28 protein-coding genes and 1 tRNA gene are annotated in these 19,439 nt (G+C 38.3%); 10 read left to right on the forward strand and 19 right to left on the reverse strand.

Annotated features, from left to right (window positions below):
• Window positions 1-10: 10 nt before the first annotated feature.
• The 9 genes from TSIB_RS06055 to TSIB_RS06095 all read right to left on the reverse strand — a co-directional run bounded on the left by TSIB_RS06055 (window position 11) and on the right by TSIB_RS06095 (window position 6,523).
• Window positions 11-931, reverse strand: a complete 921-nt coding sequence (locus TSIB_RS06055) for a COG1470 family protein (RefSeq protein ID WP_015849521.1) — start codon at window positions 929-931, stop codon at window positions 11-13.
• Complete coding sequence (locus TSIB_RS06060; protein ID WP_015849522.1) at window positions 928-1,998, reverse strand: signal peptidase I; 1,071 nt, start codon at window positions 1,996-1,998, stop codon at window positions 928-930. The genes TSIB_RS06055 and TSIB_RS06060 overlap by 4 nt, the downstream gene beginning before the upstream one ends.
• Window positions 1,995-2,501, reverse strand: coding sequence for a DUF1102 domain-containing protein (locus tag TSIB_RS06065; RefSeq protein WP_015849523.1), 507 nt, complete (start codon window positions 2,499-2,501; stop codon window positions 1,995-1,997). The genes TSIB_RS06060 and TSIB_RS06065 overlap by 4 nt, the downstream gene beginning before the upstream one ends.
• A 57-nt stretch (window positions 2,502-2,558) precedes the next feature.
• Window positions 2,559-3,098 (reverse strand): DUF1102 domain-containing protein, encoded by a 540-nt coding sequence (locus TSIB_RS06070; RefSeq protein ID WP_048160383.1) that lies wholly within the window; start codon window positions 3,096-3,098, stop codon window positions 2,559-2,561.
• On the reverse strand, window positions 3,095-3,709 hold the full coding sequence (locus tag TSIB_RS06075) for a DUF1102 domain-containing protein (protein ID WP_048160870.1): 615 nt from the start codon (window positions 3,707-3,709) through the stop codon (window positions 3,095-3,097). Before TSIB_RS06075 ends, TSIB_RS06070 begins: the two co-directional genes overlap by 4 nt.
• 124 nt (window positions 3,710-3,833) lie before the next feature.
• Entirely contained in the window at window positions 3,834-4,307 is a 474-nt protein-coding gene (locus TSIB_RS06080) for a DUF7344 domain-containing protein (protein WP_048160871.1), read from the reverse strand.
• 26 nt (window positions 4,308-4,333) lie between these two features.
• A complete protein-coding gene (locus TSIB_RS06085) occupies window positions 4,334-4,564 on the reverse strand; it encodes a hypothetical protein (RefSeq protein ID WP_015849527.1) in 231 nt (76 codons plus the stop codon).
• A gap of 415 nt (window positions 4,565-4,979) precedes the next feature.
• Window positions 4,980-5,738: an energy-coupling factor transporter transmembrane component T family protein gene (locus TSIB_RS06090; protein ID WP_048160384.1), complete on the reverse strand. Its 759-nt coding sequence runs from the start codon at window positions 5,736-5,738 to the stop codon at window positions 4,980-4,982.
• Window positions 5,735-6,523 (reverse strand): energy-coupling factor ABC transporter ATP-binding protein, encoded by a 789-nt coding sequence (locus tag TSIB_RS06095; RefSeq protein WP_015849530.1) that lies wholly within the window; start codon window positions 6,521-6,523, stop codon window positions 5,735-5,737. Before TSIB_RS06095 ends, TSIB_RS06090 begins: the two co-directional genes overlap by 4 nt.
• Window positions 6,524-6,663: 140 nt before the next feature.
• Between TSIB_RS06095 and TSIB_RS06100 the strand changes: the two genes are divergently transcribed.
• Window positions 6,664-7,179 (forward strand): biotin transporter BioY, encoded by a 516-nt coding sequence (locus TSIB_RS06100; RefSeq protein WP_015849531.1) that lies wholly within the window; start codon window positions 6,664-6,666, stop codon window positions 7,177-7,179.
• Here the strand turns inward: TSIB_RS06100 and mobA are convergent.
• Window positions 7,176-7,769 carry a molybdenum cofactor guanylyltransferase gene (gene mobA, locus TSIB_RS06105; RefSeq protein ID WP_048160385.1) on the reverse strand — a complete coding sequence of 198 codons (594 nt, stop codon included), beginning with the start codon at window positions 7,767-7,769 and terminating at the stop codon, window positions 7,176-7,178. The two genes, TSIB_RS06100 and mobA, sit on opposite strands and share 4 nt — an antisense overlap.
• Window positions 7,770-7,892: 123 nt before the next feature.
• Between mobA and TSIB_RS06110 the strand changes: the two genes are divergently transcribed.
• The 6 genes from TSIB_RS06110 to TSIB_RS06135 all read left to right on the forward strand — a co-directional run bounded on the left by TSIB_RS06110 (window position 7,893) and on the right by TSIB_RS06135 (window position 10,994).
• Window positions 7,893-8,507 carry a hypothetical protein gene (locus TSIB_RS06110; protein WP_148206181.1) on the forward strand — a complete coding sequence of 205 codons (615 nt, stop codon included), beginning with the start codon at window positions 7,893-7,895 and terminating at the stop codon, window positions 8,505-8,507.
• Window positions 8,491-8,859 (forward strand): Mov34/MPN/PAD-1 family protein, encoded by a 369-nt coding sequence (locus tag TSIB_RS06115; protein ID WP_015849535.1) that lies wholly within the window; start codon window positions 8,491-8,493, stop codon window positions 8,857-8,859. Before TSIB_RS06110 ends, TSIB_RS06115 begins: the two co-directional genes overlap by 17 nt.
• 111 nt (window positions 8,860-8,970) lie before the next feature.
• On the forward strand, window positions 8,971-9,297 hold the full coding sequence (locus TSIB_RS06120) for an ArsR/SmtB family transcription factor (RefSeq protein WP_015849536.1): 327 nt from the start codon (window positions 8,971-8,973) through the stop codon (window positions 9,295-9,297).
• A 29-nt stretch (window positions 9,298-9,326) separates the two neighbouring features.
• Window positions 9,327-9,629 (forward strand): MazG nucleotide pyrophosphohydrolase domain-containing protein, encoded by a 303-nt coding sequence (locus TSIB_RS06125; RefSeq protein WP_015849537.1) that lies wholly within the window; start codon window positions 9,327-9,329, stop codon window positions 9,627-9,629.
• Between the two features lie 121 nt (window positions 9,630-9,750).
• On the forward strand, window positions 9,751-10,200 hold the full coding sequence (locus TSIB_RS06130; RefSeq protein ID WP_015849538.1) for an Lrp/AsnC family transcriptional regulator: 450 nt from the start codon (window positions 9,751-9,753) through the stop codon (window positions 10,198-10,200).
• A gap of 92 nt (window positions 10,201-10,292) precedes the next feature.
• Window positions 10,293-10,994 (forward strand): DUF92 domain-containing protein, encoded by a 702-nt coding sequence (locus tag TSIB_RS06135; RefSeq protein WP_015849539.1) that lies wholly within the window; start codon window positions 10,293-10,295, stop codon window positions 10,992-10,994.
• Window positions 10,995-11,071: 77 nt separating this feature from the next.
• On the opposite strand, the gene TSIB_RS06140 is transcribed toward TSIB_RS06135, so the two are convergent.
• Genes TSIB_RS06140 through TSIB_RS06155 form a run of 4 tightly spaced genes read right to left on the reverse strand, consistent with a single transcriptional unit; the run spans window position 11,072 to window position 13,840 of the window.
• Window positions 11,072-11,674: a 30S ribosomal protein S3ae gene (locus TSIB_RS06140; RefSeq protein WP_015849540.1), complete on the reverse strand. Its 603-nt coding sequence runs from the start codon at window positions 11,672-11,674 to the stop codon at window positions 11,072-11,074.
• A gap of 16 nt (window positions 11,675-11,690) precedes the next feature.
• Complete coding sequence (locus TSIB_RS06145) at window positions 11,691-11,936, reverse strand: KEOPS complex subunit Pcc1 (RefSeq protein ID WP_015849541.1); 246 nt, start codon at window positions 11,934-11,936, stop codon at window positions 11,691-11,693.
• On the reverse strand, window positions 11,926-13,353 hold the full coding sequence (locus TSIB_RS06150) for a DHHA1 domain-containing protein (RefSeq protein ID WP_048160386.1): 1,428 nt from the start codon (window positions 13,351-13,353) through the stop codon (window positions 11,926-11,928). The genes TSIB_RS06145 and TSIB_RS06150 overlap by 11 nt, the downstream gene beginning before the upstream one ends.
• Before the next feature lie 31 nt (window positions 13,354-13,384).
• The gene (locus TSIB_RS06155; protein ID WP_015849543.1) at window positions 13,385-13,840 is read right to left on the reverse strand and encodes a 30S ribosomal protein S15; all 456 of its coding nucleotides are present in this window, start codon (window positions 13,838-13,840) and stop codon (window positions 13,385-13,387) included.
• A 215-nt stretch (window positions 13,841-14,055) separates the two neighbouring features.
• Between TSIB_RS06155 and cas6 the strand changes: the two genes are divergently transcribed.
• Window positions 14,056-14,790 (forward strand): CRISPR-associated endoribonuclease Cas6, encoded by a 735-nt coding sequence (gene cas6 / locus TSIB_RS06160; RefSeq protein ID WP_015849545.1) that lies wholly within the window; start codon window positions 14,056-14,058, stop codon window positions 14,788-14,790.
• On the opposite strand, the gene TSIB_RS06165 is transcribed toward cas6, so the two are convergent.
• Complete coding sequence (locus tag TSIB_RS06165) at window positions 14,762-15,658, reverse strand: MraY family glycosyltransferase (RefSeq protein ID WP_015849546.1); 897 nt, start codon at window positions 15,656-15,658, stop codon at window positions 14,762-14,764. The genes cas6 and TSIB_RS06165 overlap by 29 nt on opposite strands.
• Window positions 15,659-15,733: 75 nt before the next feature.
• Here TSIB_RS06165 and TSIB_RS06170 point away from each other — a divergent pair, with 75 nt between their 5' ends.
• Window positions 15,734-17,056 carry a glycosyltransferase gene (locus TSIB_RS06170; protein ID WP_048160387.1) on the forward strand — a complete coding sequence of 441 codons (1,323 nt, stop codon included), beginning with the start codon at window positions 15,734-15,736 and terminating at the stop codon, window positions 17,054-17,056.
• 5 nt (window positions 17,057-17,061) lie between these two features.
• The gene (locus TSIB_RS06175; RefSeq protein WP_015849548.1) at window positions 17,062-17,448 is read left to right on the forward strand and encodes a DUF2304 domain-containing protein; all 387 of its coding nucleotides are present in this window, start codon (window positions 17,062-17,064) and stop codon (window positions 17,446-17,448) included.
• Here the strand turns inward: TSIB_RS06175 and TSIB_RS06180 are convergent.
• The 4 genes from TSIB_RS06180 to TSIB_RS06195 all read right to left on the reverse strand — a co-directional run bounded on the left by TSIB_RS06180 (window position 17,423) and on the right by TSIB_RS06195 (window position 19,424).
• Window positions 17,423-17,965: a deoxycytidylate deaminase gene (locus TSIB_RS06180; RefSeq protein ID WP_015849549.1), complete on the reverse strand. Its 543-nt coding sequence runs from the start codon at window positions 17,963-17,965 to the stop codon at window positions 17,423-17,425. The two genes, TSIB_RS06175 and TSIB_RS06180, sit on opposite strands and share 26 nt — an antisense overlap.
• A gap of 123 nt (window positions 17,966-18,088) precedes the next feature.
• Window positions 18,089-18,871, reverse strand: a complete 783-nt coding sequence (locus TSIB_RS06185) for a M48 family metallopeptidase (RefSeq protein WP_015849550.1) — start codon at window positions 18,869-18,871, stop codon at window positions 18,089-18,091.
• A gap of 6 nt (window positions 18,872-18,877) precedes the next feature.
• A complete protein-coding gene (locus TSIB_RS06190) occupies window positions 18,878-19,243 on the reverse strand; it encodes a BlaI/MecI/CopY family transcriptional regulator (RefSeq protein WP_015849551.1) in 366 nt (121 codons plus the stop codon).
• A 103-nt stretch (window positions 19,244-19,346) separates the two neighbouring features.
• Window positions 19,347-19,424 (reverse strand) — tRNA-Lys (locus TSIB_RS06195).
• Window positions 19,425-19,439: the final 15 nt, after the last annotated feature.

Consider the following 19,439-nt stretch of genomic DNA (forward strand, 5'->3'; position numbering starts at 1 on the left):
ATAATCGTGTTCAGTTTCCGCTGTCTTCACAATCTACATCGGCTACAACAGTAATACTGTTACTTGTAATATTGTATCCTACAATTTTCGCACCCTCGTTTAAGGGGTAAGTTCCACAAGAGGTAAACTCCCATTTTCCATCCTTTCCGGTTTCTACCCATCTTGTAGAAATTGTTATGTTCATGTGGGCACTTTCTCCTGGATCTAATTCAACATTCCATTCCAATTGATCTGACTTTCCATGCCTAGTAAAAGTATAGTTCCCTTTGCTTGCGCTTGTTCTGTTTAGATCTACATCAAACTCCCCCGGGATTACATCTTTTATTGTCAAATTCTGGGCAGTTCCCGAGTTTGTGACCTCTATCTGGAACACCCACTCTTGGTAAGTTTTTAGCGGAATATCAGTCGTATTACCGCTCAAGAGAATCTTTCTAATCTTCGGCCCGCTCAGGATTACCACTTTTATTGAACAGGTTTCTATTACTGCATCCCCTTCATCCCAAGTAGCATAGAGAGTTATAGGAACTTCATAAGTCCCCGGATCCGCATTTCCAACGCTGATGTTGCCCCAGAAGGTGTAGTATTCCTGGGAATCAATCGGTCTTGTTATGCCATCTTCACTCTCTATCCACATTTCGACACCACTTGGAAGGTTGGAGTAATCCGGGTCAAGCCAGATATTAACGGTTTTAAGTTCATTTAAGTAGTTGCCGACTGTTAATGCATCAAAAGTAAGTTCGCTGTTCTGGTCAATTATTACCGTAGCTGCGTATCCATCGTAGCACATAAAGCTTATGTATTCCTCGTCATGAGGAACAACTGCAACTTTTACCTCTCTTTCCGCATTGAAGTAGATGAAAGTCCCACTTGAACCGATGACTATCAGCGATGAGAAAAGCATCAAAAGTATAACTGGAATAAGTTTTCTCATCTTCCAAACACCTCCATTTTGATTTGCCTTAATAAGCTGGATTTTTTATTTCTGATTTTCAACACGTCCTCATTCCCAATACCCGAGATGAAGTATAGAACTCCAAGAAATGCCGAAATCTCAAAGAGGATTGCAAAAACAGGCAACGTAGGATTTACTCTGTATAAGGAACCTATAATCGATTCGGGAAGAAGTGGAATGTAGGCGTTTACCCTAACCTTATCTGTGAACAGGGAAGTTTCCTCGGGAGCGCTTATTGTAACTTTAACCGTCTCTTCCTCTTGGGGCCCCAATTCGAGCTGGGTCTTTGATATGCTTGAAATCCCCCCTGTTTGGGGCTCAAGGTAGTAAATCATCGGGTAGAAGTTCCCATTTTTGATTGTTATTTCTCTCTCAAACGTAGAACCTGGCAAAACCCATCCTTCTCTCTGCCCCCCAGCTGAAGTAACCGCGTATTCCATTGGGAACATCTGCCAGGAGATAAATATTGAAAGTGAGAACATTATTAAGAGAAACGCTGAGGCAAGTATATAGAGGGTTTTAAACTTCACTCTGATAAACTTGGGCCTCTTTTTCCTGTGTTTTGGGCCTTCTCCGGTAAAAGCTAATGCACCTACTATTATCATAAGTGCAGCAAGCAACATTTTATTCCTCCCTGAGATCTCCTTCTGGATGTAAGTGCCCAGTTGTGGGATTTTAAGGGGAGAACTACCAATAGTAATGAGTTTTCCCGCTATTTTATCTTTTGAAACTGGGCTTGCTCTACCTTCTTGCTGATCGGTGGCAACGTTGTTGTCACCCTTAGTAATGTAACCATCCTCAACAATTGCCACAACCCTATGGACAGTCCAGCTGCCTCTTAAATTAAAAACTATTACATCTCCAACATCCGCACTCCTTGAGAAAGGATTTATGAAGAACAAGTCACCCTTATTCAACGTGGGAGTCATGCTATCTGAAGAGACATAAGACATGAAGACGGGCCTATCAAGAAGAGCCCCTACGATAGACCCGACAACAAAAGCGGTAATCGCCAGAATTAGGAAATATTCAATAAACTTCTTCATTCGCAAGAGCCTCCAAAAGCCTGTATCGTGATGTTTTGATTGTAATCTCCCAAGGGCAATCCTGTAGTGTCGAACCGCATTCCCAAATTTACGCTCTGGTTTGCTAGGACTTCAAACTCTATACTTTGATTCCAAGTCCCAGTATAAGGACTTACAAATAAACCAATGACCGAGACGGGTGAACTTATAACCACACATATTTCGCTAAAACCGGTCTCGCTTTCGTTGTTATATATCTCGAAGACATTATTAAAGACATAAACTGAGTTCGGGGATAGACCCTCTCCAAAACCCGGATAAAGGGGACTTTGATTGCTTATATCAATTTTCAAATATCCTCCACTCAGATAAGCATATGGCGGAAGAGGATTTTCAATAGAAACTGAGACACTATCATCAACAGCAAGAACAACGGGAATCGGCTTCACAACAAAAACTCCCCAGGCAAAAAACATCATGACTAATATGATCGGCAGGACAGTAAATTTGAATATTTTTCTCACGTTTTTCTCCCCCTAAATTTAGATAAAAGGAGCAAAGGCTCCAAGATGGAAAGTTAATCATCCCACCACTGGACATTCACCGAGTTTTGCATCGAAGTTTAAAGTCCCGCTTAACGCATCACCATCGTCCAAGCCTTCGCTGTCAATGATCATTCCGATCTCTGCAGTTTCTCCTGGAAGAATAGTAACGTGGAGCGTATCTACTCCAACAGTCTCGTTTGTGTATTCTCCTTCAAAGAAGCTAATTGCTCCACTTCCACTGTACTCAATGTTCATACAAATAGTGACGTTTTCCCAAAGGTGGTTGCTCACGCCAAAAACATGCTCAAACACGTAAATTGAGTCTGGGCTTACACCTTCTCCAAGACCTTCTTCCCAGTTCCCGTTGGCTGAGCTCAAATCAATTACGAGCATTCCATTGGAGTTTATGTACGCATAAGGCTGGAGGGGTACTAAGTCTATTAGCTCATTGTCATCTGGAACAATTGCTAAATGAATCTCTCTGTCCGCCTCAAAGTATGCAAAGCTTGCACTGCTGGCTGTAACGGCAATGACTATTCCTGCAATCAACATAAAGATTCCTAGTATCTTCTTCATGTTTTCACCCCACACTGAATTGGTGCTTCTCCTAATGGCCATGCTTTAATCGTCACGTTTCCATAGAAGTCACCGCGCTCTCCGCCTGCTATTTCCATCCCAACACCGAGTTCTTCTCCCGGTTGCAAGACGAAACAGACGTCTCCATCTGCAGTATCTGAGTTGTACGGCTTAGTTGTAGTACCCGTTACGTACATATTCTTGGTGTTGTCGTAGAATGAGAATGTACCCGGGTCAGATGAAATAACCTGAACAACTATAGACGTTTGTTCCCAAAGGTGATTGCTTACATAGAACACGTGATCAAAGTTGTACCTTGATTGTGGACTTATTCCAAGACCTCCTGTCCAATTGGGGATGTAGTACGGTGAGTCTATATATCCCGGCCAGTTTGGATTTTCGACAGAGAAGTCTATAACGAGCTTTCCTCTATCATTTATGTAAGCATATGGTTGGCCCGGATGCAGATCAATAAGCTCAACATCATCTGCAACTACACTAACGTGGACACTTCTTTGAGACCTGTAGTCTCTGAACGTTGCACTAGTGCCAAGGGCCATTGCAAAGGCCACTAACAGGCCTAACATTCCAAGTGCTAAAACTTTTTTCAAATCTTTCGCCTCCAATTTTTCAAAGGGTGTCTCACCATAACAATGAGACACTCACCTCGTCCTTACCCCTTGAAGTATATAGTTAATTCCGAATTACTTGAAATTATACATGAGTAACCATCCATTACTCTTCACTGTTTCCAGAGCTAAACACTTTGTAGGTTTTGAAGTGCTGGATTATCGAGAGAATTAGATAGATCCCGGATACTATCACCAGAGGGATATTATTAAACCATAAACCAGTAATACCAAATATTACAGAAATTGCTGCATAAAAGGCACTCCAGCTTATATCGTGTTTTTCCACCATTTCCATATACACATCGACATTTTCAGGAATCTTCAACAATGTGACAACGTGGTGGTCAAATCTGATCATCCCTGCTCGCTCCATTTTTGGAATGTGTGTTTGAACTAAGCTGACATAAACACTCTTTCTATGTCTTCTATCAACTTTTCCTTCTTCCTTAGCTATGAAATCGACAATATCCCTTAAATCAGCCTTACCATCACAGCTCTGGAGGTATCTTACAAGAAGCATCCTCCTTGCATTGCCCAATATCATTGAAGAAGGAGTCATTGCGTCACTACTTTTCATTTTAACTCCTCCTAGCGTCATTGTCATTACTCCATCAACCGATAATGTCTTCTATGATTTCCATTCTTGTAGAAAAATTCTACAAGACCTGCAATAAACATTTTTTCCAATGTTTTTTCAACTTTCTGCCTAGTGCACTCAACGCCTCTCTCATTTAAGAAACGAGTTATAAAAGCAACCGTAAGCTCGTCTTTCTCTTTTAAGAGTTTCAAAATTTCCTTTTCAATAGAAATCTTCGCCTTTTCCACCACAATCATCTCCCTCAAACCAGTTTAAGCTAAATATACCATGTTCATTGATTTCAGAATCGTAAAATCATTATTCAACTTACAATTCACATTCAGAACTTGTTAGACCTTATTATATTTAAACGTTTTGGAAAAGTTCGATTTTCGCTTTTTCTTGGATAAGCTAACTACAAAGCACCATAGGAGGGGAAAAGATTACAAAACCATGAAAAGAACCCCCTTCAGATTTTCAATACATCTAGACACTTCTTTAGATATTGGATAATTTTTTGAAAATTTTACAGTGTCTTGTTAATAACGCATTCATAAAAAGAATCATGAAAATTTATGTGCAAAAATTCTAAACTAACAACTTACTTCAATTTAAACCAATTAAAAGACTGAAAAATTTCCAAATTATTACTTGACAAATGCAAAGAGCTCTCTAAAACAGTTTGACATAGCCTATTTCAAGGTAATACCTCACATAAAGTGCGAAAAGAAAGAGTACAATAAGAACTCCAAAAGATATATAATCTTTCATCTCCATTTTGATGTCGTAAAGAAAAGTCCTCCGTTTACTGGCACCAAAAGCTCTGCTTTCCAAGGCTATACTGAGCTCATGAGCCGTTTTTATTGACGCAACTATCAATGGGATGAGCACCGGTACTGTGTTTCTGGCCCTTTGGAAGAAGTTACCCTTCTCCAGTTCCAGGCCCCTCGATTTTTGAGCATCCATTATTGTCTGGGTAAGCATGTAGAGTGTGGGGATATATCGGAGAGCTATTGTAAGCGTTAGGCCAATCTCATAAGGCATTCCCATTCTAATAAAGCCCAGTACAAGGTCCTTTTGTGAGGTTGTCATTATAAGGCCCAAGGTAAGAAGAGCCACTGAAAGTAACCTAATACCATATCCAGCCCCTATAAAAAGACCAAAATACCAAGGCTTTAAGATAAAAGGCCATATGATCATGGCAACTATTGCTATAGGGATGAGAGGCTTCAAAACAGTGAATATTTCTCTAATATGAATCTTCCCAATTAGAACAAGAGTCAAGACAATCGTTAAAAACAACACAAACAACAGACTTGGAGAGTTAAACAATATGAAAGCGATTATTCCAAGGAAAGAACCAATTATCTTAACCCTAGGATCCAGTTTATGAAGAAAAGAATCTCTATCCAAGTAAAGAGTGTACATCATGGTATCATCCTCAAGGTGTTTATGAACTCATTAATATCCCTCAAAAATCCCATACCCAGTTTTTCGCTTATATGTAATAGTTTAGGTTTGTCTAAGTCATATGCTCTCAAATCAAGGGCAAAAAATTCCTTTACAGCACCATCGAAAAGCTTCTTTCCTTTATATAGAAGTACAACCCTCTCAGCAAGCTCAAGAACAAGATCCATTTCATGAGTTATCAAAAGAATACCATGGCCATCAGAATAGAGTTTCCTAATTATACTCTTTATAGCCTCCGCATTTTTTTCATCGAGGCCTGTAGTGGGCTCATCCAAAATAATATACTTAGGTTTCATGGCCAAAATACATGCAATGGCCAGCCTTTGTTTTTCTCCCCCACTAAGAGAATAGGGGGATCTGTCTTCATAACCCCCAAGATTTGTTTCTTTCAGTGCCCATCTAACCCGGGCTTCAACTTCATCCTCTGATAAACCCAGGTTCTTGGGTCCAAACGATACTTCCTTGAAAACATTTTCTTCAAAAAACATATTCTCAGGATTTTGGAAAACATAACCCACCACTCTGGCTAGCTCTGCAACACTGTATTCCCTTGTATCCATTCCATCAACAACAACATTGCCCTTTGTGGGTTTTAAAAGACCGTTAAGGTGTTTTGCTAGAGTAGTTTTTCCCGAACCATTGGGCCCTACTAATGCAACTATTTCATTTCCAATAGTAAGGTCTACCCCTCTAATGGCTGCTTTTTTTCCATTGTAAACGTGCCAGAGATTCTTTACTTCGATCATCGTACACAATTTACACCAACACTTTAAAAGATTGTCTTCAAAACTTCACGGATCTAATTATCTATGAGACAATCTAACTCTTCAATCTGTTAATCATAAAAATTTAAATTCACTTATACGAAGACACAAAAGGTGAAAAAATGAAAGCAAAAGATATTGCATATTCAGCTTTATTTGTAGCATTAACCGCAGTTGGAGCCCAAATCTCGATTCCAATTGGGACTGTTCCGATAACCTTTCAACTACTCTTTGTATTATTAAGTGGTCTTATTTTGGGGCCCCACTTGGGATTCTTGAGTCAATTAATATACGTATTCATGGGTGCTATTGGTCTCCCAGTGTTCGCAAGCTTCAGTGGAGGATTTGCATATATTTATGGGCCAACAGGAGGGTATCTAATGGCTTTCCCCATAGCAGCCTATCTAGCCGGTTTCTTCAGTAAAAGAGAAGAAAATATTTTAAATTACATATTGGGAACATTTTTAGCAATTTCTGTGGTTTATTTACTTGGATGGTTCAGGTTAGGCCTCTTCATGGGCGGAGACTTTAAAAAAGCATTTATAGTCGGAGTTGCACCTTTTGTATTAATAGACCTTGGAAAAGGGGCCCTATCAATATTGATTGCAAAGAGAGTTAAAACTGCGGTTAAAATTTAAAGTCCATTCTTCAAATTTTCTTCTGCAAATTTCACATCAAAAACAGTTCTTACCTTAAAAAAGCTTAATGTAACTTTAGGATTTCTCCTGCTCAGTTCTTCTATGCTAATCTTCTTGTAATCAAGATGTGTAGCAATGCAGTTCAAGTTTCTTTCATTTTCAAGTAGACAAACTTCAATTGCATTCTTTAAAGCCTTTGAATCGTAAAATCCATGAGTGACTTCAAGAGTTCCATCAGCCCATCCTGGGATTAATGCCTCATACTCTAACTCATAAAACATCGTGGAAAGATAATTTACTAGAAAAGGCATTATCAAAGGCATGTTACCCTCAACAAGGAAGACTTCACCTGAGGAGGGTAAAGCTTTATAAAGAGCCTCAAGCTTGTTTTTCGCATCTAGAGGTTTAAGATTAGAAGTATGCAGGGAAAATTTTTTCAGCTCATTTTTTCTGATGAGCATAATCACTTCGTCAATTCTCTTTGATGCTAAAAGCCTTCTTTCAACTATCCGCATCATTGGCTCCTCATTTATTGAAAGCAAATAGTTTTCCCACTTTCTCTCTGGAAATGCCAGCACATAAGATCGCATGCTTTATCCTACAAGGGGACCCTTAAAAAAGTTCTGGCTGTTTTTTGTTATTCAGATTATAACCCCTAAACTAACAGTTATGTTTAATAACATAATAAAACAAAATATAAAGTAGGGATGGGAATGAAAGAGATAAGCCCAGCAGTTACGGTGTTATTGTTTCTTGAAGATTTCGCCCGAGAGAATCCCTCAATTAGAAAAGGAGCTAAATACTTTACATGGCAAAGGAGATATGATAGTTACGAGGTAGCATACTCCATAGTGGGAGCCACAGTTTTAGAACTTCTAAACGGAGGTTACATTGATCTAGAAGTGAAAAGAGGGCTCCTAAGAAAGAGTGTTCTCTTCACAAGGAAACGAATGATACCAAAAAAATACGGCGTTATGGGAAGAGGGTTTAATGCAATAAGTGAATACAACCCCACCCCTCTTAATTCGGCCCTCTTTTTAATATTCCCCATATCACGATTTCCGGCTGCGTATTTGGGAACTTACATTCTCGAAAAAGAACTTAAAGATAAAGATCCAGAAGAACTTAGAAAGGATAGTGAGATGATAAAATACAAGGAGGAGCTAAAAGTGCTTTTAGAAGACCTCAAACGAAACCAACCAGAGCTATGGGAGGGAATAAAAAAAGAAGTTGACAAAGCATGTCAGTTAGTCAGGGGGAAACAAGGTTATACCTTGTACTCACCCTTAGACATGTTGGAGGATAAGAAAAATGAAAATAAAAATTAGAGGAGAACTACTCGACTATCTCATCCAGTTAGCGAAGGACTTTTATCCTAATGAATTTGGGGGATTTCTAAGAGAGAAAAATGGGATTTTTGAAGAAGTTCTTATAATTCCAAAGGGATACTTCGGGAAAGAATCAATATATTTTGATACGTGGCTCCTTCCTCATGATGAGAATATAAAAGGAACTGTCCATTCACATCCTGGGCCCTCTCCAAGGCCCTCCCAAGTAGATAAAAAGTTTTTCTCCAAATTCGGAGGTGTTCATCTGATAATTGCATACCCATTTGAAGCATGGAATATTAAAGCATACAACAGTGACGGCCTTGAGGTCAAGATAGAAATTATCGATTAGGTTATATTCATGTGAAAATTTTTATAAATGGTTTTTATTATAAATAAGTGGTGATCAAAGTGAAGGTTAAAAAAACTTCTCGAGGAGCTTAATGAAAAACAGAGAAAGACTGTGCAAAAATGTCTAGCTTCCTGTGAAATACTTGATCTAGAAGAAGAAATAGAAACTGAGATTTCTCCCGAACTTACAAACTTCATCAAGGTTCTCTCAAATCCAATAAGAGCGGGGATAATAAAAATGCTCAAGAAAAGATGGATGTGCGTATGTTTAATAGCAAAAGCATTGAACCAAGACCAAACTCTCATAAGCCATCACTTGAGGACATTGAAAAACATGAATTTGTTACACGAAAGAAGAGAAGGCAAATTAAGATTCTACAAAACAAATATGGAAGAACTTAAGAAATACCTCTCTATATTGGAGAAGGAATTATTTTAACCGATTTTCATTTCTTTTGGTGAGGGAAAATGAAAAACCTCCAAGAAAAAGTTGATAGTCTCATAAAAGAATTTGGTGGATATTGGGAGCCTTTTGCAATGCTTGCTGCAGTTATAGAAGAACTTGGAGAGCTTTCTAATGAGATACTAAAACTAGAAGATATAAAAACTTCTAAAGAAATCCCCAAGGTCGAAGAAGAACTTGGAGATGTGTTATTTGCCCTCTTCTGTATTGCTAATTACTACAACATTGATGTAGAAAAGGCTCTTAATAAAACAATTATTAAATATTCTTCCAGAGATAAAGAAAGACGAAATTTTTCCACCCCATAAACTCCCTCTGGAAATGCATAACGTTTTACCAATCCTATTGAAAAAGTATCACTCATTATGTTAGATAATTTTCGAAATATTTATATAAATTGATAGCTAAAAAATATAAGGTGAGTTGTATATGAAAAACAAAATCGATAAATTCGATTTACAAATTATGAGTGTGCTGGCAAAAAATGCCCGTGTAAATTATAGACAACTTGCAGAACTTCTAAATACAACTCGACAGAGGGTCGCTAGGCGCTTAGAAAGACTCGAAAGAGAGGGAACAATAAAGAAATACACTATAATTCCTGATTTTGACAAATTGGGTTATCTTTATGTAGCTATTGGAATTTCAATAAAACCTGGTACTTCAATTGAAAAGATTATTGAAACCCTAAAAGAAGATGATGATGTTAAAGTTATCCAAAGAGCCATTGGATATCACCAATTAATAGTTCATATAGTAGCTCCTAAAAACATGAAAGAAATTGAGAAAAAGATCCACGAGCTTTCTAAAAAAGTAGAAGGATTGGAAGGTATGGACATGAGTTTTGTAACAGATATAGTGAAATTCGAGCTCGTCTAAATCTTTTCTCTTTTTCGACAATAAGTGAGGGAAAACCTAATAAAAGCAACAGTAATAAGGAGTCCAGAAGTTAAGTTTCAGTGGTGACAGTAATGGACACAATAATCATAGCAATCATCGGGATTCTTGGAGTTATGGCCTACAAGTTTAGAGCATTGGATGGAAAAGGGACATTAGCAGCTGCCTTCTTAGGAGTGTTCACTCTAGAATTAGGGGGTATATACCCATTCCTTGCTCTCTTAACCTTCGTGATTTTTGGGATACTGGCCACTAAGTATAAGTTCTCCGAAAAAATTAAAAAAGGGATCGCACAAGAAGGCAAAGGAATCAGAAGCTGGAGAAATGTTTTTGGGAATGGTCTGGCTGCATTAATATTTTTGATAGTCGAATACTATACAAAACAAGATATTTTCTGGGCCGCCACGTTCTCTGCAATAGCCACTGCAAACGCTGATACCCTTGCGAGTGAATTAGGGAAAATTTGGGGAAAGCATCCAAGAATCATAACGACTTTAGAACCAGCTTTACCGGGAGATGAAGGAGCTGTATCTCTCCAAGGAGAAGTAGCAGCTTTAATCGGAGGGTTTGCTATAGCACTCTTTGCACTCTTCCTCACTCAAAATAAGACTGAAATATTTGTAGCCGTAACTCTTGGAGGGTTTTTGGGTTGTAATATAGATAGCGTTATAGGGGCAACACTTGAAAGAAAAGGACTTGTAAATAACCACCATACAAACTTCTTGGCAACCCTCTTAGGAGGAATTGCTGGAGCACTAATTTTCTTCTTGTTGTGATCCAATAGCAACTCCTCATGCTTAAGAACGCTTTTGAACGAAAGATAAACTCCTGAGAAAAATTAAGAAAGGAAAAATCATGCTTCAGGTTCAGCGAGCACTTTTATCTTCCTTATCTCAGCCCTTTTAAGTGGATAGATCTTCTTTGCCTCTCTTGCTAATTCAGCACCCATTTTTCCATTAACTGCCTCTAAAACAAATTCAGTGAACGTTAATTCCTCAGCTTTCTTACGAATCAAATCCTCCATGACTTCTCTAACTGCTCTCTCCTGGCTGCTTTGGATTCTCCTTATAGCAATGACCATGCCCATAACTCTAAGCTTGTAACCATCTTTAGTCGTGACATTAAAGATACCATCTATTCTTGTAGTTCTCCTTCTCACAAGACTCCTTATGTAACTCCTGGCAAGCTTATGTCCTTTAAACTTGGTGTATGCGTTTTGGCCTTTAACATCGTGAATTCTGAAATAAAGTTTAACATGACCCTTTGTAAAATCCCCAGTCACATCCCTTAATGTAGTTTCAATAATTCTGCCCTTGACCTTTTCAGGTTCATCTGCTGGAGTAAGTCCTATTTCGACATTTCCAAAAAATTCTGGAGCATATACAATATACCAGTCCTTAAGCTTCCACTTATCTTTTGCAGCAGCAGCTCTTTTTCTTGGGTTAACCTTTGCCATCTTAACACCTCCAATTTCACTTCTTTATGACATCCTCAGCGATCTTGATTGAAAACACTAAATCATCCAGCGCCACTATCAAGCTTTCAATCTCACCAAGGTATTTAACTTTTGTTATGACTCTATTATCTTCGCAGTGAGTTTTAAATTTAAAGTTTTTTGGTAAATTTAGATTATCGACATCTACCGCCCCAGCTATAGCCCGGGCGATTTTCTCACTTTTATATTCCCACACTATCTCCGCCTTGGCCTTAATTTCCATTGTTGTCACCACTTGAGTTTTGCTGCCCAAGGAGCTTATCTATAAGTTCAGTGAACTCATCTAGCTTATCTTTTGGAATTCTTATCCCTGCAGCTATAGCATGACCTCCACCTTCGCCTCCCAGTACTTCTGCAGCCCTTCTTAGGGCCTCTCCAAGGTTATAGCCCTTTTCAATTCCTCTTTTTGTTGTTCTAGCTGACCCTTTAATAAGCCCATCTTCCTCACTATCTGCTAAAACTACTACTGGTTTTTCTGGATTTGTTAATTGGGCATTTATTGCTATTGTAGCAGCTATCCCCACCATCGTATCTTTGATGTTCTTACCTGCATAAAACACGTAAGCATGATCTTTCTCAATCGCACTGTTCCAATTTTGGATGAGGTATTTCCTCATTTCTATTTGTTCCTTCTTGTACTCCTCCACAAGTTTTAGTGCATCTCTAAATGCTTTTTCATCTCCTAGACATATTGCAACTCCTAAAGCTCCCATGTTGAGCCTCCCAGTCGCATTTAGTAAAGTAGCAAACTCCCTTGCCTCATGTCTTGGATCACCTTCGGGATATTTTCTAATCAAAATCACGTCTCCTATGAGCCTATCTATATCTTCTTTGGATGCATTGTTTTTAATCAGATGAATTACTAGTGCATCATGCAATTTCCTTTTCTCCTCTTCTTTGAGCTGCCAGTAATTCACGTCAGGATCAAACCCCTTACTCCGTAGAAATTCTATGGCATTCCTCAAATCTCCTGTTATCCCAGGTAACTCTGGATTCGATGCATATGCAAGCATTTGAGCCAAAGTTCGAGTTTCTCTTCCAAAAAGACGTATTTCTTTACGCAATTCTATTAATTCAAGTTTCTTTGCATCATCTATTATTTCAACGTTTATCCCGTGAAACTGACCATCAACTTCTTGCATATCCCCAACTGCTCCAACCAAAGCTAAGTAACTCAAGTCTTTGTTTTTCTCATTTAGTGCCTTTGTGATGAAGTAAGCCACCCCTGAACCACTAAGATCTCTAACACTATCTGCTCCAAACTGGGTAGGGTTCACAATAACATGATTTTCTTGTTCAATCTCTCCATCTTCGGGGGGATGATGATCAGCTATTACTACAGTAGCATCAGCTAGATATCTCTCAATAAACCTTATGGAACCACTTCCGAGATCACTGAAAATATATATCTTTTGATCTTCTTCGGCAAGTTCTTTTATAAGATCCTCACTAAGCTGTTTAACGATGCTTAAATGAAAATCTGCACCTTCTCTTGCTATAGCTTTGGCTAGGATAGCTCCCGCAGTGATACCATCAGCGTCTCTATGGGAGATTATACGTATACTATGACCTAACTCAATGTGCATTTTTATTAGTTCTGCTCCTTCCCTAACCTTTTCTAAGAATGCATTTTTATCCATCATACCACCTTAATAATAAAAAGGTGAAAAATCAGCGCACAAGCAATTTTGCTTGCTCTGGATCATATCTCCAATTGGCTGGTAACCTTCCAGTTTCTCTGTAGTACTTAACAAGTCTTCTGATTTTGCTTTCTGTGAGTTGAAGTCCTCTTCTTGAGTGAAGATCTTTTGGATGTTGCTCCAGATGTTTCCTTAATTTAACTGCCTTTCTAATGAGGAACATCAAATCCTCCGGTAACTCTGGGGCAAGATTGTTTTCTTCTAGAATTTTGGTTATCTTCTTTCCAGTAATCAGCCTAACACTGGGGATACCATACTGGTCCCTCAGGATAGTTCCTATCATAGCAACACTATGACCATCCTTCCTAAGCTTAACAACGAGATTCTCCACTTCTTCAGCTGTATAATCCACCCAAGTGGGTGGTGCTGTCCTTGGTGGCTTTTTTGATCCAGATTTTCCCCTTTTCCTCGCATGTAACCTTGCCATTTATAACACCTCCTGGTGACGGCCAGCTTCAGCCAACCGTCCCTCATAAGATTGCCAATAGGTGGTGAGGGGAGGAGTTTAAAAAGTTTGCCCTTAACAGGAATTTTATCGTTCTCCCCCTTACTTCATTTAAAAATAAGCCAAAAGACAATTTCATTTCGAAATTCTTATTAATCCCAAAAACAAATATAACATTTGACCCGGAGGGGAAATTAATGAGAATTGAAATCAAGCTCAAGCCAGAAAATAAGAATCTGATAGTTCCATTCAATTACAATGATGAAATCCATGATCAGTTGTTAGAAAAAATCTTCCTTGCAGCGCCTGACTTGGCCAAAATATTACAAACAGAGTACAAAGATTATTTTACATTCTCCCGGATAATGATCAGAGAAAGAGAAATAATCCCCGAAGAGGGGATAAAAGTTCTTTCAGATGACGTCTCACTTTATATTTCTTCATCACTAAATGAGATCATAAAATCCATTGCAGAAGGCTTTGTTTCCAATCCTATCCTCAAAATCGGTAAAGCTACCTTCTCAATGGTAAAAATTGAAATACTCAGAGAACCCCCAATATCCGATGGAACATTATTCTCAACCTTAAGTCCTATTGTCGTTAGAACTGCCAAGTTTGAAGATAACAAAGTAAAAATCTGGGATTTATACCCTAACAATGAGGGGTTCCAAGACAAACTTCGAAAGGTAATGCTCACCAAGTTCTCAGAGATATATGGAAACCTCCCGGAAGACACAGATTTTCATATAGATGTCATAAAATTCAAACCAGTTAGGATAAAAGTAGGCAAAAACTATTATCGAGGCTCACTTATGGTATTCAGATACTATGGATCAAAAGAAATAGGGAAATTTGGCTATGAAAATGGATTTGGAGACAAAACAAGCTATGGATTTGGAATGGTTAAAGTAATTGATGAAGAAGAAGAATGACCCCTAAAAAGGTTTCTATCCCCCACACTATTGCGACAAGCTGGTATTCTTTCACTTTTTTCATCCTCATTATGATACCTAGAAAACTTAAGTAGGGAGGGGCCTTAAGGGTCCCATCTTCAAAAACTTCAGTTTTACCCAAAGGCCTCCCTTTGAACCTGATTCTTGTTTTTAAGAGGAAATCTAAGAAGTGAGGAAGAAGAAGTATAGCAGTAAAGAGCTCCACTTTCCCTAGAATTCCTACAACTCCTATCAAAGCTCCCAATGACAATGTACCAGTATCCCCTGGGAAAACCTTTGCCGGGTATTTATTCCACCATAAAAAGCCTAGACCCACTGCTACCCCAGTAAATGCCAAAACTTGAGCGTCTCCAGAAGTAGTTAATCCTAAAAAGAAAAGGGCTATTACTGATGTTCCTACTTCTAAACCATTAAATCCGGCCAATAAGTTCACTAAGTTTGCAGCCCCCGTTACAAAGAGAATTGAAAAAAGATAATAAAGAACTCCCAGTTCAATTGAAAACAACAAAAGATTCACTTTAGTATCCAAAGGAAGAGCTAAAACGCCAAGTGATACCAACAGAGATAATATCACTTTGTGAGACTGTTTCAGATTGGCTATGTCATCAAGTACTCCAATGACTCCAAAAGCCAAAAAAACTAGAAGAGCCTTAGCCAGGTCTCCATTCAAAACTACAACTAAACTAAGCGGAAGGGAAATCAATAAAGATAACCCTCCCATTTCCGGGACTTCTGGCCTATCGAGTTTATGAATATCCCTACCTACAATCCCTGCTTTTCTCATTAGGGATGCAATATAAGGAGTTAAGACCAAGGAAATGAGGAACCCAATAATCGCCGTTATCATTATAATCCCTTATGCTAGATTGGGGAATAGATTAATAACTTTTCCGATAGTATCTAAATAAGGTCGGTGGAAGAAATGGATGTGCAGTTGGTAGTCTTTGATCTCGATGGAACCCTCATAGGTGCTTCGATGGATTTCACAGAAATAAAAAGGAAACTCCGAAATAAACTGTTAGAAGAGGGAATACCAGAAGAACTAATAGGTGATTTAACACCAATGTATGAAACCCTTGTCCAAATCTCCCAAAAAACAGGAATATCTTTTGAACATCTGCACTCATTTCTTGTTAACCTTGAAGTGGAAAGATCCAAAGAAAGTTACCTTTTTGAAGGGGCAAGAGAACTTCTTGAGTTCTTGAAGGATAAAGGGTTGAAATTAGCACTAATGACAAGGAGTTCACGAAAAGCTACTGAATTCACTTTAAAAAAACATAAGATCAAAGAGTTCTTCAATCTCATAATTACACGAGATGATGTCTCTTGGAAAGACGTAAAACCAAATAATGGTCATCTCAAGGTCATTTTGGATTACTTTAGGATTCCTTCTACAAAAGTAGTGGTAGTTGGAGATCATGGGTACGATCTGATTCCTGCAAAAGCTTTAGGCACACTAAGTGTCCTTATAACATCTAACGAAAGTGGTAGAATGAGCTTTAAGATAGATGAAGAAGCCACTTTTGAAGTAAAAACAATAAAAGAAGCAATTGACCTCTTCAAACGTTTGCTTAACACCTATGTTGTGGTCCCAGCCTATAATGAAGAAAAAACTATTGGAAATGTCCTTGAAGATCTTTTGAAATACTTCAAAGAAAAAGAGATTATTGTTGTGAATGATGGAAGCAAAGACAGAACAAAGGAAATAGCGATAGAAAAAGGAGTTGTAGTGTTAAGCCACCTAGTTAACAGAGGCCTTGGAGGTGCATTAGGAACTGGGATACGATATGCGCTCTTAAAGGGGGCCGAAATCATCATAACTTTTGATGCTGATGGTCAACATTTGGTAGAAGACGCATTGAAGGTTATGAAACCAGTTATTGAAGGAAAAGCAGATTTTGCTATTGGTTCCAGACTAAAGGGGGATATAAGTCAAATGCCCTTTGTAAAGAAAATTGGAAATTTTGCACTCGATTTTATCACTTTTATATTTGCGAAGAACTATATTGCAGATTCACAAAGTGGATTACGGTGCCTAAATCGCCAATGTGCATCCAAAATAAAGATCACTTGTGATCGATATGCAGTTTCAAGTGAAATACTAATAGAGGCCTCAAGACATAAATGCAAAATTATAGAAGTACCTATAAGAGCAATTTATACAGAATATACCAAGAAGAAAGGAACTAACGTGTTAGAAGGTGTTAAAATAGCATTTAACTTACTCTTAGATAAACTGAGGTGATAAAAATGTATGCTATACAGTATATTGCCCTCCTAATAATTTCCGGCCTTATAATTTACTTAATAGGGAAATATGGGAAGAAAGAGCTCGACTGGCAAGATTTGATACTTTGGGAAAGCTTATTGCTGATCATGTTAGTTATTTCATTAAAGCCCATAGAAATATCTATGACCATAAAAAGACTCTTAGGACTTGGAAGGGGCCTAGATGCACTTTTTGTAGTCTCAATCGGGTTAAGTTACTTAATATTATTTAGGTTGTATATGACAATTGACAAAACAGAAAGAGAAATAACTGAACTCACCAGACAAATAGCAATCGAATTTCAAGATATTAAGGAAGAACTTAAAAAGCTTGAAAAACAATCTACTCCTCCAGAAAATTCTCTTTAAACAACTCCTCCAAAAATAATTTGACTCTCTCTTTAGGAACTTTGAACTGTCTTATTTTTACAATTCCTTTTTCTTGTGCCTCTTTCAAAAGAAGCTCAGTGGCTTTGTTTGGATAAATGTCCTCATAGATTATTTCCCTAATCCCAGCGTTTACCAGCAATTTAAAACATGTGTCACATGGAAAGTGAGTCACGTATAGTGTTGCACCTTCCAAGCTTATTCCTTTTCTAGCGGCCATCGCTATGACATTTTGTTCAGCATGAACCGCCCTGTGACAATGTCCATCAACTACCAGACACCCCACATCAATACAATGGTCCATATTCCTCGGAGCCCCATTATAACCTGTTGCTAATATATAACCATCCTTAACAGCTACAGCCCCAACCTTGAGCCTTGGACATGTGGCCCTAAGTCCCACAAGCTTCGCAATAAGCATAAAATACTCATCCTTTGTTGGGCGCACCTTTTTTATATTCTCTGCTTTTTCTTTGTTTAGAATTATCTCCACTTCCATAAACTCCCCCTCCGTTATAAGAAAACAAAGAAAGTTTAAAAGAATTTCCAGCTGATATCTCGTGAACTATCCCTCCTCTCAGAAGGGAGACTTCCCGCCCGATCGCTCAATGGAAACAAATGACTAATTAAATATCCTTTCATTCAAAGTCATTATATCAACTTCTGCCATTATTCTCCAAATTCTCTCATCATAACTTGGATGAGTAGCGAAAATAGGATTATGATATTTCCTCTCAATCCCCGGCTCTATCGAAGGTACTTCTGAGACCTTTACATTTATTCTCAGATCCTCATAATACCTTAACTCCTCAAGGGCCTCTTTTAGGGACAATGGCCTTGAGACTAAACGTAATGCAGTGTCATCTGCTTTAAATTCTCTTTTTCTTAGGTAGTGTACCCTTTCAACCTCATAAAGGATGTAAAGCATAACCGATGCCAGAGCTACCATTAAACTCTTAGAAAAGAGAGCATTCAATACCACCATAGGTATCATCAAATACCTGATGTATGAAACCAGCGGGAAAATGACAGTATCTCTATTCTTTATGTGACCTATCTCATGAGCTGTCACTGCTAAAATACCGTCTTCGTCAAGTACCTCAAACAAACCCAATGATAGTACTATGGAGTTTCCGAAAGAATACGCATTTGGTATATAGTCATCAAGAATATAAATGTCGGGAGTTGCTATTCCGGCCTTATTTGCCATCCGAACTATGCCATCATAAAGCCATGGCATCTCCTCAAATGATAGCAAATTTTGATTCTTTCTAAGGAATTTTCTGGTTGTCCACAGGTACAGAATCATAAGGGCAAAAAAAGTGACTAGAATAATAACTAACCCAAATTTACCAAGATACAGCAATGTCATCAACAGTTGGGCCAGAAATATCAATCTAAGCATTAACTATCACTTCTTTATTTTTGATAGATAAGCCACAGTTGCCTCTTTAAAGTTGTTCATGAGAGAATTGAGTATACTTTCAACCACTTTTTTCTCAAACTCTTCTTTGCTCGTAGCTACACTATATACGTACTTCATACCACCTCTTCCAGTATCTACTTTTCTTTTCAGCAGCCCTCTTTCACATAACCTGTTCATCAATATGCTTACTGTAGAACGTCTCAGGCTTTCATGTCTTTTTTTAAGATGATCATAGACTTCTCCAGCAGTAGCCACTTTAACTCTCCACATATACTCCATTATTTCTGCTTCCATCGGAGGAAGAATCGCTTTTAAACCTTCCTCATTGATCTTGAATTCGTGAGGTTCCATTAGGCATCTCCTCTCAAGATTAATTCTCATAACTACTACTAACTATGCAAACAACCCTACATAAATTTTTTGGATGTTTGAAGAGATTTTAAAAAAGCCCTTTTGGCGGGCCGGGGGGGATTCGAACCCCCGACCTGCGGATTAAGAGTCCGCCGCTCTAACCATGCTAAGCTACCGGCCCAAGCCCAATCCAATA

The organism is Thermococcus sibiricus MM 739 (genome assembly GCF_000022545.1).
Lineage (GTDB): Archaea > Methanobacteriota_B > Thermococci > Thermococcales > Thermococcaceae > Thermococcus_A > Thermococcus_A sibiricus.

Bases quoted from the DNA above. Each gene is read 5' to 3' on its own strand.
- TSIB_RS06055 (WP_015849521.1), bottom strand. From the start codon at position 931: ATGAGAAAACTTATTCCAGTTATACTTTTGATGCTTTTCTCATCGCTG.
- TSIB_RS06060 (WP_015849522.1), bottom strand. From the start codon at position 1,998: ATGAAGAAGTTTATTGAATATTTCCTAATTCTGGCGATTACCGCTTTT.
- TSIB_RS06070 (WP_048160383.1), bottom strand. From the start codon at position 3,098: ATGAAGAAGATACTAGGAATCTTTATGTTGATTGCAGGAATAGTCATT.
- TSIB_RS06080 (WP_048160871.1), bottom strand. From the start codon at position 4,307: ATGAAAAGTAGTGACGCAATGACTCCTTCTTCAATGATATTGGGCAAT.
- TSIB_RS06085 (WP_015849527.1), bottom strand. From the start codon at position 4,564: ATGATTGTGGTGGAAAAGGCGAAGATTTCTATTGAAAAGGAAATTTTG.
- TSIB_RS06090 (WP_048160384.1), bottom strand. From the start codon at position 5,738: ATGATGTACACTCTTTACTTGGATAGAGATTCTTTTCTTCATAAACTG.
- TSIB_RS06095 (WP_015849530.1), bottom strand. From the start codon at position 6,523: ATGATCGAAGTAAAGAATCTCTGGCACGTTTACAATGGAAAAAAAGCA.
- TSIB_RS06100 (WP_015849531.1), top strand. From the start codon at position 6,664: ATGAAAGCAAAAGATATTGCATATTCAGCTTTATTTGTAGCATTAACC.
- mobA (WP_048160385.1), bottom strand. From the start codon at position 7,769: ATGCGATCTTATGTGCTGGCATTTCCAGAGAGAAAGTGGGAAAACTAT.
- TSIB_RS06110 (WP_148206181.1), top strand. From the start codon at position 7,893: ATGAAAGAGATAAGCCCAGCAGTTACGGTGTTATTGTTTCTTGAAGAT.
- TSIB_RS06115 (WP_015849535.1), top strand. From the start codon at position 8,491: ATGAAAATAAAAATTAGAGGAGAACTACTCGACTATCTCATCCAGTTA.
- TSIB_RS06125 (WP_015849537.1), top strand. From the start codon at position 9,327: ATGAAAAACCTCCAAGAAAAAGTTGATAGTCTCATAAAAGAATTTGGT.
- TSIB_RS06130 (WP_015849538.1), top strand. From the start codon at position 9,751: ATGAAAAACAAAATCGATAAATTCGATTTACAAATTATGAGTGTGCTG.
- TSIB_RS06135 (WP_015849539.1), top strand. From the start codon at position 10,293: ATGGACACAATAATCATAGCAATCATCGGGATTCTTGGAGTTATGGCC.
- TSIB_RS06140 (WP_015849540.1), bottom strand. From the start codon at position 11,674: ATGGCAAAGGTTAACCCAAGAAAAAGAGCTGCTGCTGCAAAAGATAAG.
- TSIB_RS06145 (WP_015849541.1), bottom strand. From the start codon at position 11,936: ATGGAAATTAAGGCCAAGGCGGAGATAGTGTGGGAATATAAAAGTGAG.
- TSIB_RS06150 (WP_048160386.1), bottom strand. From the start codon at position 13,353: ATGGATAAAAATGCATTCTTAGAAAAGGTTAGGGAAGGAGCAGAACTA.
- TSIB_RS06155 (WP_015849543.1), bottom strand. From the start codon at position 13,840: ATGGCAAGGTTACATGCGAGGAAAAGGGGAAAATCTGGATCAAAAAAG.
- cas6 (WP_015849545.1), top strand. From the start codon at position 14,056: ATGAGAATTGAAATCAAGCTCAAGCCAGAAAATAAGAATCTGATAGTT.
- TSIB_RS06165 (WP_015849546.1), bottom strand. From the start codon at position 15,658: ATGATAACGGCGATTATTGGGTTCCTCATTTCCTTGGTCTTAACTCCT.
- TSIB_RS06170 (WP_048160387.1), top strand. From the start codon at position 15,734: ATGGATGTGCAGTTGGTAGTCTTTGATCTCGATGGAACCCTCATAGGT.
- TSIB_RS06175 (WP_015849548.1), top strand. From the start codon at position 17,062: ATGTATGCTATACAGTATATTGCCCTCCTAATAATTTCCGGCCTTATA.
- TSIB_RS06180 (WP_015849549.1), bottom strand. From the start codon at position 17,965: ATGGAAGTGGAGATAATTCTAAACAAAGAAAAAGCAGAGAATATAAAA.
- TSIB_RS06185 (WP_015849550.1), bottom strand. From the start codon at position 18,871: ATGCTTAGATTGATATTTCTGGCCCAACTGTTGATGACATTGCTGTAT.
- TSIB_RS06190 (WP_015849551.1), bottom strand. From the start codon at position 19,243: ATGGAACCTCACGAATTCAAGATCAATGAGGAAGGTTTAAAAGCGATT.